Origin of the sequence: Asticcacaulis biprosthecium C19 (assembly GCF_000204015.1) — a bacterium.
GTDB lineage: Bacteria > Pseudomonadota > Alphaproteobacteria > Caulobacterales > Caulobacteraceae > Asticcacaulis > Asticcacaulis biprosthecius.
The window spans coordinates 808,344-821,398 of the sequence record NZ_GL883078.1 but is presented as its reverse complement, the minus strand read 5'-3'; the positions used below and the strand labels follow the sequence as shown (position 1 = coordinate 821,398).

Genomic DNA, 13,055 nt, shown 5'->3' with positions numbered 1-13,055 from the left:
GAGCAAGAAGCGTTCTTTGGCGCCCTTGCCAACCCACGATGAGTGAAGGTCATCGTGGGTTGGTCTTACATCACGAACATAACTCAGAAGCTGCCGCGAACACCCAGCATGTATGTGGTGCCTGGCTTGTAGTACCAGTTCGGTGCGCTTTCGAACTGGAAGTTCTGACGCATCGTGGCGTCATTGAGGTTGGTGACGTTCAAGCTGAGCGACAGGTTGTGGCCCAGTCCGAAAGCTTCCTTCAGGTCGACGCTGGCGGACAGGTCCATCTGCTCATAGCTTTCGTTGTACAATTTGGCATTGGGAATGCCGTTCTGGTTGCCGTTCGAAGCCTGTGAACCGTCACGATACGTATCTGAAAGACGGATCGAGTAGCCGCCCTTTTCATAGAAGGCCGTGAAGTTCCAGGTCGTCTCCGGCACGCCCAGCGCGATCGCCGGCGCGGCGCCGGTACCCTTTTGTTTGATCTGGGTGTAGTTGGTGCTGTAGCCGAAGCCTTCCAGGGCATCCCACCATTGACCCAGCGGCTGCACCCAGGAGAATTCTAGACCATCGATGTTCAACAGGCCGTCAACATTGACCTGCTGGGCCAGGGAAACCTGCGCGGTCGCCGGTCCGCCACGAAGATCGATGGCGGTCTTTTGGGTCGCACCCAAGGTTTCATAGGTCACGCCGAAGTTGGCGAGATAGGCGAACGGATAGGTCGTGTTCAGTTGGGTCGTGAAGCCGTTGACCTTCTTGTTGAAGGCGGTCAGGGCGATATAGCCTTCCTTGCCGGTGTAGTATTCGAGGCCGAAATCCCAGTTTTCGGAGATGTACGGCGTCAGGGACGCATTGCCCAGAGTACCCTGGAAGGCGGACGGATCGCCGAAGCCCAAGCCCGGCAGCATGCTGCTGGGGTTGGGGCGCGTCATGGTAGTCGAGGTCGCGACGCGGGCGATCAGGTTGTCGGTGACGTTCAACGCGAAGTTGGCCGACGGCAAGTAGTTTTTGTACTTCGTATTGGTGTAGCTGAACACGATGATGTTCGGGTAACGGCCGCCGTCTGCGGGTGTCGTCGCCGAGGTGTTGCGCGGATCGGCGAACGAGCTCTGGCCGCCGATGATCTGGGTCGTGGTGACCGCACGGATACCCAGGTCGTAGCGCAGGCGGTGACCCATGATATCGCGGTCGCCGTTGACCTGGATATAGGCGCCCTCGACTTTTTCACGCAGATAGGAACGCGGCGAGCTGATGTTCGAACCGCCGGTGGGCGGCGCCTGATCCAGGAACTGGTAGTAATTCGTCTTGGCCGTGAACTTGTCCCAGTCGACGTTGATATAGCCGAATGGCCCTGGTGTCAGGTAGTTGGCCAATTCCGATTGTGGAATAGCAGAGCCCTGATAGCTGATCATTCCGGTGGCGCCGGCCGTGTAGCCGGTGCCGTACCCCGGGTAGGCGGAATAGGCCGAGTTGAGCGCGTTCACCTGAGCGGCTGTGCCGGTGATGACATCGCCGCGGCAGGGGGTGCCGCCGATGTTCACAGTCGGATTGTTGCCGCAGGCCAGGTTCGACCACGGCGTCGTATTGTCGTATGGCGTGATCTTGCGCTGGGTGTCGTCATAGGCGAAGCCGACCTGGATATTGAACTCGGACGTACCCCAGGTCAGGTCGGTATGCAGTCCACGCGTCTGGGTCTGGCGCGCCTCGGACTGCATGTTCAGACGGCCACCGTTCCACTGGAAGTTCTTCGGGTCGTTGAGGTCGACACTCGAGGTCGTGACCGGCACGTCGACGAGGTTATTGGTATATTTCACCGTAAGGCCGGAATTGGGCTTGGTGACGACAAGCACGGTCGGTGAATCGCGACGGAAGGTGGCGATCGTATAGTTGGCGTCGACATTCCATTTCAGGGTGTCGCTGATCTGCCAGGAGAAGCCCGGATTGATCGAGGCAAACTTCGACTTTTCGAGCCAGGGGCGATATTCAAGGAAGTACTGGGCATTGGCCAGGGTCGCTTCGGTGACCACGCAACCGTTGGAGCAATCCGAACGATCGACCTTCATATTCATCGGTATCGGTTGGCCGCTGCGGCCGATCAGGTTGATGTCGGTGCGTTCCTGATCGTTTTCCTTCTGCGCCATCATGCTGTCGACCCAGAACCGCATGTTTTCGTTCGGGCGGTATTCGAGACTCAAGACGCCGCTGGTGCGGTCGCGCGTGCCGTAATAGTGCATTGGGCGCGCCAGACGCGGGATGAGGGCATTGTCGATTTGCTGGATCGTCAGACCAGGATTCAGCGACAGCAGAAGCGCCTGATCGATCGTCGCGCCCGTGGTCAGACCGTTGCCGGCGCCGGCGGGGACGGTTCCAGGAATCGTCCAGTTGCCGCCGCCGGTATTGTTGCGGTTGGAAGCCGGGTTTTGCGCCGCTGACAGGCCCGGATTGGTCCAGCCGATCGACTCCCAGCCTTCGGCGCTGATAACCGTGTGTTGGTGCGAGACGCCGGCCAAGACGCCGAACGTACCGAACTTTTTCGAGAACAGCAGCGAGCCCTTGTAACCGCCTTCGTCCGCCAGCGAGCTCTTGATGCCCTCGACGGAGTACATGATGCGGTCATTCTTGAAGTCGAAGGGGCGTGCCTGACGCATATTGACGGCACCCGAAGCCCCACCTTCCAGCAGGGAGGCCTTGGCCGACTTGTAAACCGTCAGTTGGCTGAACAGTTCGGGCGGAAATATATCCAGGTCGACTTCGCGGTTGGAGTTGTTGGTATTGATGTCGCCGGTCGAACCAGTGGCGACCGCAGCGCCGTTCAGCATGATGCGCGTGAAGCTGGAGCCCAGTCCGCGGATGGCGATGGTCGTGCCTTCACCGGTGATTTCACGAGCGATGGTGATGCCTGGGATGCGGTTGAACGATTCGGCCAGGTTGGTGTCGGGGAACTTGCCCATGTCTTCGGCAAAGATCGAATCTTCGAAGCCGACGGCGCGCTTCTTGGCGGTGGTCGAGTTTTGCAGCGAGCCGCGGTAGCCGGTGACGACCACGACCGTGTCATCGGCCGGTGCTGCGTCCTGGGCGCTGGCGACGGAAACGCCGAGCGCTGAAAGGCCCGTCAGCAGGGTGGCGCCCATCAACGCCAGTTTAAATCCACGGGTCTTGCCCGATTTGAAAGCCATGATTTTCCTCTCCCTGTTCAGGGTGCGCACGGTGTCGTGTTCTTATAAGCGCCGGCTTGGTGCCGGCCGCATGGCGGAGAGTGGTAGTTGGCCTGTCCGAAATTGTCAATAAAGGCCTGACCAATTTGACGGGATGAGTCTGATGATCGCAGCCTTTGCCTCCCTTCATAGCCACGTCGGCACAGGGAGTGGTTGCGTTGTAATGTGAATAAAGACTTGTTTTATAGTAATTTACGGCATGATTCTCGCGAATTTTATGTGTCTGATGATCTCACCGTTTGCTGGTCTGATGTGTCATTTTTGAAACGATGGATAAGTGGCATTTTTATATCGCGACTGCGAAATGTGATCTTACCATGTGCTGACCAAAAGTAGTCAGCTCCGCAGTCGTTTGCGGGTCTCTTGGACAGGCAAATCGCAAAGGTCTAACGAAAAAGCTTGCAATCGGCATCTGGATCGGATCAATATGCCTAATTGGTAAGACCAATATTGTGCGCGTCCTCTGTTCTGCCTTCAGGCGCGCCGTGACGCCCTGGGCCTCAGGGCGAAGCCGGTTGAGGGCGAAAGACGAGGTAAGCTTATATGCCGGATTCCAGCCATGTCCCCGCTGAGACCGTTGCGGCGTCAAGCCCCGAGGCGGCGCGTGACGCCTTCGGACCGGTGACCATCCGCTCGGCGCGGGTCATCGTGACCTGTCCCGGCCGGAACCTGGTGACCCTGAAGATCGAGACCGATCAGGGCGTTTACGGCCTGGGCGACGCCACACTAAACGGCCGAGAAAAGTCGGTGGTTGCCTATCTCGAAGAGCACGTCATTCCGGTCCTGATCGGCCGCGACGCCCACCGTATCGAAGACATCTGGCAATACCTGTACAAGGGCGCCTACTGGCGGCGCGGCCCGGTGACCATGTCGGCGATCGCTGCGGTCGATACGGCGCTTTGGGACATCAAGGGCAAGCTGGCCGGACTACCGATCTATCAGCTTCTGGGCGGCCGCTGCCGCGACGGCGTCATGGTCTACTGCCACGCCAACGGCACCTCGATCGAGGATACGCTGGAGGTGGCCCAGGACTACAAGTCCGCCGGCTACAAGGCGATCCGCCTGCAATGCGGCGTGCCGGGCCTGGACTCGACCTATGGCGTGTCGAAGGACCGGATGTTCTATGAGCCCGCCGATAACGACCTGCCGACCGAGAATGTGTGGGACACGCCGGCCTATCTGCGTGTGGTGCCGGAACTGTTCAAGGCTGGGCGCGATGCCCTGGGCTGGGACGTCCATCTTCTGCACGACATCCACCACCGCCTGACGCCGATCGAGGCCGGCCGGCTGGGCAAGGATCTGGAACCCTACCGGCCCTTCTGGCTGGAGGACGCCACCCCGGCCGAAAACCAGGAAGCCTTCCGGCTGATCCGCCATCACACGACGACACCTTTGGCGGTGGGCGAAATCTTCAACACCCTGTGGGATTGCAAGGACCTGATCCAGAACCAGTTGATCGACTATATCCGCGCCACGGTGGTCCATGCCGGCGGGATTTCGCACCTGCGCAAGATCGCCCAGTTCGCCGATGTCTTCGGCGTCAAGACGGGCTGCCACGGGGCGACGGACCTGTCGCCGGTGACCATGGCGGCGGCTCTGCATGTCGACCTGTCGATCCCGAACTTCGGGATCCAGGAATATATGCGTCATACCGACGCCACCTATGACGTCTTCCCCCACGGCTATCGTTTGAGCAACGGCTATATGAATGTCAGTGACGCGCCGGGCTTAGGGGTGGACATCGACGAAGCCAAGGCAGCGAAATATCCGTATAAGCGCGCCTACCTGCCGGTGAATCGCCTGCGTGACGGGACGATGTTCGACTGGTAGGGTTGCAAAGAGTTTTGAACCACGGATAGACACGGATTTCAGGGCCATCTGATCCCGCGAAGCGGCTTGGTCTAAGAAGGGCTTGGAACCGCGAATGAACGCGAATGGACGCGAATAAATCCGTGTTTATCCGCGTCCATCCGTGGTTCTAATGCTGGAAAGAACAGCTGCTCCGCAGCTTCAGAATCGGTCGGAACATTCGCGTTCATTCGCGTTCATTCGCGGTTCCAAACAACAAAACCGGATACCACCGGGAGGAAAATGCCGATGCTTCGCCGACTACTGATCGCCTTCTGCCTGCTGTTCTGCGCCACGACCGCCGCTCATGCAGACCCTCTGAAGGGCGAGGACGGCTATGACCTCTGGCTACGTTACAGACCCGTCGAAGCCGCAAAGATCTCCGATTACAAAACCCGTTCCAGCGTGATCGTCACTGCCAAAAGCCCGACGCTCGATGCGGCCGCCAGTGAACTGCAGCGCGGCTTGGGCGGCATGCTGGGAGCAACGCCCCCAAACAGCAGCACCATCGCAGACGGGGCCATTGTCTTGGTCACGCCCGCTGACAATCGCGGTTTTGCTATCCCGGCCGACCTCGATCGCGAAGGCTTCGTCATCAAATCGACCACGCTCGACGGCCATCCGGTCACCGTTATCGCCGGCGGCAGCGATGTTGGCGTCCTGTACGGCGCCTTCCGCTACCTCAAGCTCATCCAGACGGGCCAGACGACCGCCGGCCTCGACATCCAGGACGCCCCGAAACTCGACCTGCGCGTCCTCGACCACTGGGACAATCTCGATGGCCATGTCGAGCGCGGCTATGCCGGAACCTCGCTGTGGGACTGGTGGCGGCTGCCCGACCTGGTCGATACCCGCTATACCGACTACGCCCGCGCCAACGCCTCGATCGGCATCAACGGCGCCGTACTCAACAACGTAAACGCCAAGGCTGATTCCCTCACCGAGCCTTACTTGAAGAAGGCCGCGGCGATCGCCGAGACCTTGCGTCCCTACGGCATGAAGATCTACCTGTCGGCCCGGTTTTCGGCGCCGATGGAACTGGGCGGGCTGAAGACCGCCGACCCCGAAGACCCGGCCGTCGCCGCCTGGTGGCAGATGAAAGCCAATGAGATCTACAGCATCATTCCCGATTTCGGCGGCTTCCTGGTCAAGGCCAATTCCGAAGGCCAGCCCGGCCCCGGCGACTACAAGCGCACCCATGCCCAGGGCGCCAACATGCTGGCCAAGGCTTTGAAACCGCACGGCGGCATCGTCATGTGGCGTGCCTTCGTCTACTCCGAACATGACGCCACCGACCGTGCCAAGCAGGCCTATCTCGAATTCCAGCCGAGCGACGGTCAGTTTGCCGACAACGTCCTGGTCCAGATCAAGAATGGCGCCATCGACTTCCAGCCGCGCGAGCCCTTCCATCCTTTGTTCGGCGCCATGCCGAAGACCCAGCAGATGATGGAATTCCAGATCACCAAGGAATATCTCGGTTTCGCCACCCATCTCGCCTATCTCGCCCCGATGTGGGAGGAAGCTCTGCAGGCCGACACCTTCGCCAAGGGCAAGGGCTCGACCGTGGCGAACGTCATCGATGGGACGCTGGACGGCCATAAACTCACGGGTATGGCCGGGGTGGCCAATATCGGCGACGATCGCAACTGGACGGGCTCGGACTTCGACCAGGCCAACTGGTACGCCTTCGGCCGCTTCGCCTGGAACCCCGAAAGCAAGAGCGCCGACATCGCCACCGACTGGGCGCGCATGACCTGGAGCAACGACCCCAAGGTCGTGGCCACCATAGTCCCAATGATGATGGGGTCGCGCGAGGCGGTGGTGCATTACATGACCCCGCTGGGTCTGGCGCACCTGATGGACACGGGCCACCACTATGGGCCGGGGCCGTGGGTGTCGGAGCTGGGCCGGCCGGAATGGAACCCGGCCTACTACCACAAGGCCGACGCCAACGGCATCGGCTTCGACCGCACCAAGACCGGCTCCAACGCTCTGGCGCAATATCACCCGGCCGCCGCCAAGCCCTGGCTCGACCCAAAAAAGACCGATGAACGCTTTCTGCTGTGGTTCCACCACGTGCCGTGGGACTTCAAGATGAAGTCTGGCCGGCCTCTGTGGGACGAACTGGTGGTGACCTACAGCCAGGGCGTCGATGAGGTCTCGGCCATGCGCAAAACCTGGGCCGGGCTGGAAGGCCAGATTGATGCGGCGCGCTTTGACGCCGTGACCGCCAACCTGACGATCCAGGAACGCGAGGCGCAGTGGTGGCGCGACGCCTGCCTGACCTATTTCCAGTCGATCTCGAAACGGCCCCTTCCGGCAGGATTAACCTTGCCCGGCACCACGGTCGAAGACTATCGCAAGCGGGTCTTCCCCTATGCGCCGGGGAGGGGGTAAACTTTTCTCACCCATTGATGCGTAATTCGGGCTAGGGTGGACGACGCAGTTTTAGGGCTTCGACATGTCCGTCCGGTTTGAGTTTCTGCCACCCAGTCCCGCCCTGGCTCACCTCATCCGTCAGCATCAGATTATCCGACTAAGCTTTGCGGCGTCGGACTGCGTCCCGCTTAAGCCCTATTGGCCGCGCCCGTCGTCGTCTCTGGCCTTCTACAGCCGCGACCCGGAATGGATCCGGCACCTTGGGGCGACCCAGTCGAGGCGAAAGCCGCGGGCGGTCCTGATCGGCCAGCCCACCCGAACCACTCTGCGGGAGGGTGGCCGGGATTTCAGCGTTTACCAGATCGAGTTTCAGCCCGGCGCGCTGTACGCACTCACCGGCCTCGCCTTAAGCGAATTGACCGACGGCGACATTGACGCCGAGGCCGTCTTCCCGCCGGATTTCGCCAGCCTGATCCGTGAGGTCGAAGATACCGAGGACTCTGGCCGCAGGATCAGCGCTTCCGAAGCCTGGCTTCAACGCCACGATCAACGCAGGCAGCGTCCGATGGCGGCCGCGGACGCCATTGCGGTCCGCCTGCTGCAACATCCCTCGATGGAGATTGATCGGCTGGCCCGTCGCCACGACATCGGCGCACGACAATTGCGCCGCGCCTTCCACGAACGCATCGGCGTATCACCCAAGCTGTTTGCCCGCATCGCCCGCTTCGATACGCTGGTCCGGCTCAGCAACCGCCATCCAGCGCATGACTGGCTCAGCCTGGCCATTGAGGCTGGCTATTATGACTATCACCATCTGCGGCGGGATTTTCGCGAATTCTGTGACATGGCGCCCAACGATTTTCGCACCGTCGAAGCCGCATCGCCGGAGCGGAAATTCGGCTTTCGAGAAGACTAATTCTGTCCGTTCTGTACCACCGGCAAGAGCCTGGCCCCGTGTAGGCTGCGTCGATCAATCGTCGCAAAGGTTCGGACATGTCGGCATACCCCAAAAGCCGGGACAGTTACTTTTTCCTGTTCCTCATGGTCGTCATCTGGATCGGCATGTTCGCCGGCTTCGGCGGTGACATCGCCAAAAAATACGAAAGGATGCAGGGGCTTCACTACCCGCTGATCGTCCATGTCCATGCCGCCGCCTATGTCGGCTGGATGGTGTTGCAGACACTTCAGATCCTGCTCATCCGCGCCGGAAACAACAGTCTTCACAAGCGCCTGGGCAGCTTCGGCGTCCTGCTGCTGATCTTCATGCTGATCGTGGGACCGTGGGCGGAATTAGATTTCGAGCGCCGCACCCTGGGTACAGCCGACGCCAAGACGGCCTTCATGGTGATCGCCATGGCGGGAGTGGTCATGTTCGGTGCCCTGGCCTCCGCTGGCGTCCTGTTGCGCAACACGGCCGAGGCGCACAAACGCCTGATGATGTTGGCGCTGATTTCGATCACAACGGCAGGCTATGGCCGATGGCTGACCCGTCCGATCCTCGGCGTGATGGAGGATGCCGGTTTGTCGCTGAATTTCCTGACCTTCTGGCTGGCCTTCAATGCTGCCCCGATCGTGCTGACCCTGATGATGGGCATGCGCGATCTGATCCATCTGCGCCGTCTTGTGCCGGCCTTTGTATGGGGCGCCGTTTTCATGGTGGCTGTCCAGATACTGTCCGCCTGGATCTATTTCTGGCCGGCCTGGAAACCCATCGCCGAACGCTGGCTGGGTGGATAGACCATGGCCTCGTTCTTTTTTGCCGCGCTGCCGAAACGCTTGTTTTGTCTGCATTTCCATTTGTAATCGATTACACTTTATGCTTACCTCCCGAGTCAAAATCCGCACAGGCGGGGGCTCCTGGGAGGGAACCATGACAACCGAAACCAAAGGCAATGGCGGTTTGTTCGCCATGTCCTTCGCCGCCATTACGGCGACGTCCTTCTGCTTTATTCTACGCGCCCTGGTGATTGGGCACTGGGGCACGGAATTCGCCCTCAGTGAAACCCAGAAGGGCGAACTGGCCGGGGTCGGCCTGTGGCCGTTCGCCATCTCGATCGTCCTGATCTCGCTGGTCATCGATAAGGTCGGCTTCAAACTGACCTACTGGTTCGCCGCCATCTGCCATATTGTGGGCCTGGGCCTGCTGTTCATGGCCAATGGCTACTGGATGCTGTACATCGGCACCTTCATCATGGCGCTGGGTAATGGCGCGGTCGAGGCCGCCGCCAACCCGCTGATCGCCACCGCCTACAGCCACGACAAGCCAAAATGGCTCAACCGTCTGCACGCCGGCTGGCCGGGCGGCATGATTCTGGGTGGCTTGCTGGCCATGGCGCTGGGCTATTTCGCTCCGGAAGCTGGCTGGCGCGTCACCGTCGGCCTGATGATCATCCCGGTCCTGGTCTATACCTTCCTGCTTCTGAAGCAGAAGTTCCCGGTCTCCGAGCGCGTCGCCCATGGCGTGTCGTACAAGACCATGCTGGGCGAAGCCGGTTACATCTCCGCCTTCATACTGGCAGCCCTGATCATGCTGGAAATCGGCCGCGTCTTCTCGCTGCCGACCGTCGACCTGATGGGTATGTCCCTGCCGGCCGTCGCTCTGGGTATCGCCTTCGCCGCTGCCTTGGTCTATGCCTTCTTCGCCGGCTCGCCGGGCCGTCCGCTCTATATCCTGCTGCTGGTCCTGATGATGCCCCTGGCCGTCACCGAACTGGCCACCGATAGCTGGATTTCGGAGTTGATGGGGCCGGAAATGCAGAAGATCGGCCTGGCCGCCGGCTGGGTGCTGATCTACACCAATCTGATCGTCTTCGTGATCCGTATCTTCGCCGGCACGCTGATCGAAAAGTTCAAGCCGCTGGGCGTCCTGGCCTTCGCCTCGGCCGTCGCCGCCGTCGGCATCTTCATGATGGCCGGCGCCACCGGCCCCGCCATTCTGGCCGCCGCCACCCTGTACGGTATCGGCAAGAGCTTCTTCTGGGGCACCTCGATGGCCGTGGCCTCGGAGCAGTTCCCAAAAGCCGGCGCCATCGGCATCAACATGTTCGGCGGCGCCGGCATGCTGGCTGCCGGTATCCTGGGCACTGTCCTGCTGGGCGCCACCCAGGACGCCTCGACCCGCGAGGGCCTGAAGCGCCACGATGAAGCCCACGGCACCAGCCTGATCGCCACCTACCTGACGCAGGAAAAGGTCAGCATCCTCGGCAAATATCCCGCTCTTGATGAGGCCGCGGTCGCTGCCGCCCCCGAAGCCGACAAGGCCGTGTTCACTGACCTGGCGGTGACCGCCAAGAAGGACGCGCTGAAGGAAATGGCCTTGCTGCCGATCTTTACCTTGCTGGTTTATCTCGGCCTGATCCTCTGGTTCCGTCGCCGTGGTGGCTACAAGCCCGTCGTGCTGGGCGAGGAAAAGTAATGACGAAACTTCTACGTATGGGGCTCGCCGGTGGCGGGCCCGGTTCGTTCATCGGCGCCGTCCACGTCATGGCGGCGCAGCTTGACCGCCGTATCGTCCTGGCCGGCGGCGTCTTCAGCCGCGATCCGGTGAAGTCGGCGGAAGGGGCGGCCCATTACGGCGTCAAGTCCTGGACCAGCATCGACGCCATGCTGAGCTCGGGCGAAGTCGACTTTGTCTGCGTCGCCACGCCCAACGATTCGCACTTCGCCATCGCGCAGAAAGCCCTGACCTCGGGCGTCCACGTCATGAGCGACAAGCCGGCCACCCTGACCCTGGCCGAGGCGAAGTCGCTGCGCGACGTCGTCCGCGCCACAGGTAAGCAGTATGGCCTCACCCACACCTACACCGGCTACCCGCTGGTGCGTGAGGCCAGGCAACTGGTCGCCGACGGCGTGCTGGGCAGGGTGCGCAAGATCGTCGTCGAATACAGCCAGGGCTGGCTCACCGAGGCCGTGTCCAACAAACAGGCCGACTGGCGAACCGATCCGTCGCGGTCGGGCCTGGGCGGTTGTTCCGGCGATATCGGCACCCATGCCTTCCAACTGGCCGAGTTCGTTTCCGGCCTGACCGCCACCGAGCTCTATGCCGACCTTGGCAAGGTCGTGCCCGGCCGCGCGCTCGACGATGATTGCAACATTCTGCTGCGTTACGACAACGGCGCGCGCGGGGTACTTATCGCCTCCCAGATCGCCGCGGGCGACCGCAACGGACTGCGTCTGCGTGTCTACGGCGAAAAAGGCGGTCTCGATTGGCGTCAGGAGCTGCCCAACACCCTGACGCTAAACCGGCATGACGGACCCACCGAGGTCCGTCATGCCGGTTCTTCTTATTTGCTGCCGGTGGCGCAGGCAGGCACCCGACTGCCGGCCGGCCACCCGAAGGCTATGTCGAGGCCTTCGCTAATCTTTACAAGGATTTCGCCGATCAGATCACCACGGGCCAGGCTACCCTGGTCCCGGGTATCGAGGACGGCGTCCGCGGCATGGCCTTCGTCACCGCCGCGGTGCAATCGAGTGACCGCCGGCAATGGCTGGCCCTGAAAGACCTGATATGACCAAACTGACCAACCTCAAGGGGCCTGCCATCTTCCTGGCCCAGTTCATCGGCGACGCCGCGCCGTTCAACAGCCTCGAAGGCATGGCCAAATGGGCCTCCGCCTACGGCTATAAGGGTCTGCAGATCCCGACCTCGACGCCGCACATCTTCGACCTGGAACAGGCGGCCGCCTCCCAGACCTATTGCGACGACGTCAAGGGCATGCTGGCCTCCTACGGCCTGGAGCCGACCGAGCTGTCGACCCACCTTCAGGGTCAGTTGGTCGCCGTCCACCCGGCCTACGACCTTCTGTTCGACGGTTTCGCGCCCCTGGCCTATCAGGGCAAGCCGAAGGAACGCCAGGCCTGGGCGGTCGAGCAATTGAAACTGGCTGCCAAGGCCTCGCAACGTCTGGGTTTGAAGGCCCACGCCACCTTCTCCGGCGCTCTGGCCTGGCCTTACTTTTATCCGTGGCCGCAACGCCCGGCCGGCCTGGTCGAGGAAGCCTTTGCCGAACTGGGCCGGCGCTGGCGTCCGATCCTCAACGCGTTTGATGCCGCCGGTGTCGACTGCTGCTATGAGATCCATCCGGGCGAAGACCTGCATGACGGCGCCACCTTCGAGCGCTTCCTGGCCGAGGTCGGCAACCATCCGCGCGCCAACATCCTGTTCGACCCCAGCCACTTCGTGCTGCAACAGTTGGACTATCTCAGCTACATCGACATCTACCACGACCGCATCAAGATGTTCCACGTCAAGGATGCCGAGTTCACACCGAACGGCCGCTCGGGCGTCTATGGCGGCTATCAGGGCTGGGTCGAACGTCCGGGCCGGTTCCGTTCGCTGGGCGATGGCCAGGTCAAGTTCAAGGAGATCTTCTCCAAGCTGGCGGGCTATGGCTATGACGGCTGGGCGGTGCTGGAGTGGGAATGCTGCCTCAAGCATCCGGAAGACGGTGCACGCGAAGGTGCGACCTTTATCCGTGACCACATCATCCACGTGACCGAAAAGGCCTTCGACGACTTTGCCGGCGGCAAAAAGTCGGGTGACTTCAACCTGCGTGTGCTGGGGCTGAAGGACTAGGTCATGCGCGACGGGAGACGCTGAGTATCTCCCTCTCCCCACTTGAGGGGAGAGGG

The 13,055-nt window shown here is 61.3% G+C and carries 8 protein-coding genes; 7 read left to right on the top strand and 1 reads right to left on the bottom strand.

From position 1 onward, the window contains the following. Positions 1-83 precede the first annotated feature (83 nt). On the bottom strand, positions 84-3,158 hold the full coding sequence (locus tag ABI_RS14135; protein WP_006273698.1) for a TonB-dependent receptor: 3,075 nt from the start codon (positions 3,156-3,158) through the stop codon (positions 84-86). A gap of 660 nt (positions 3,159-3,818) precedes the next feature. Between ABI_RS14135 and manD the strand changes: the two genes are divergently transcribed. The 7 genes from manD (at position 3,819) to ABI_RS14100 (ending at position 12,999) form a co-directional block, all read left to right on the top strand. Next, positions 3,819-5,027 (top strand): D-mannonate dehydratase ManD, encoded by a 1,209-nt coding sequence (manD, locus tag ABI_RS14130; RefSeq protein WP_006273697.1) that lies wholly within the window; start codon positions 3,819-3,821, stop codon positions 5,025-5,027. A gap of 267 nt (positions 5,028-5,294) precedes the next feature. After that, complete coding sequence (locus tag ABI_RS14125) at positions 5,295-7,442, top strand: alpha-glucuronidase family glycosyl hydrolase (protein ID WP_006273696.1); 2,148 nt, start codon at positions 5,295-5,297, stop codon at positions 7,440-7,442. A gap of 64 nt (positions 7,443-7,506) precedes the next feature. Further along, positions 7,507-8,340, top strand: coding sequence for an AraC family transcriptional regulator (locus tag ABI_RS14120; protein ID WP_006273695.1), 834 nt, complete (start codon positions 7,507-7,509; stop codon positions 8,338-8,340). Positions 8,341-8,417: 77 nt separating this feature from the next. Continuing rightward, positions 8,418-9,161 (top strand): hypothetical protein, encoded by a 744-nt coding sequence (locus tag ABI_RS14115; RefSeq protein WP_040309278.1) that lies wholly within the window; start codon positions 8,418-8,420, stop codon positions 9,159-9,161. Positions 9,162-9,294: 133 nt separating this feature from the next. After that, positions 9,295-10,839 carry an MFS transporter gene (locus tag ABI_RS14110; protein WP_006273693.1) on the top strand — a complete coding sequence of 515 codons (1,545 nt, stop codon included), beginning with the start codon at positions 9,295-9,297 and terminating at the stop codon, positions 10,837-10,839. Beyond that, positions 10,839-11,921: a Gfo/Idh/MocA family protein gene (locus tag ABI_RS14105; protein ID WP_006273692.1), complete on the top strand. Its 1,083-nt coding sequence runs from the start codon at positions 10,839-10,841 to the stop codon at positions 11,919-11,921. Before ABI_RS14110 ends, ABI_RS14105 begins: the two co-directional genes overlap by 1 nt. 19 nt (positions 11,922-11,940) lie before the next feature. Then, positions 11,941-12,999 carry a sugar phosphate isomerase/epimerase family protein gene (locus tag ABI_RS14100; RefSeq protein ID WP_085930198.1) on the top strand — a complete coding sequence of 353 codons (1,059 nt, stop codon included), beginning with the start codon at positions 11,941-11,943 and terminating at the stop codon, positions 12,997-12,999. Positions 13,000-13,055 lie beyond the last annotated feature (56 nt).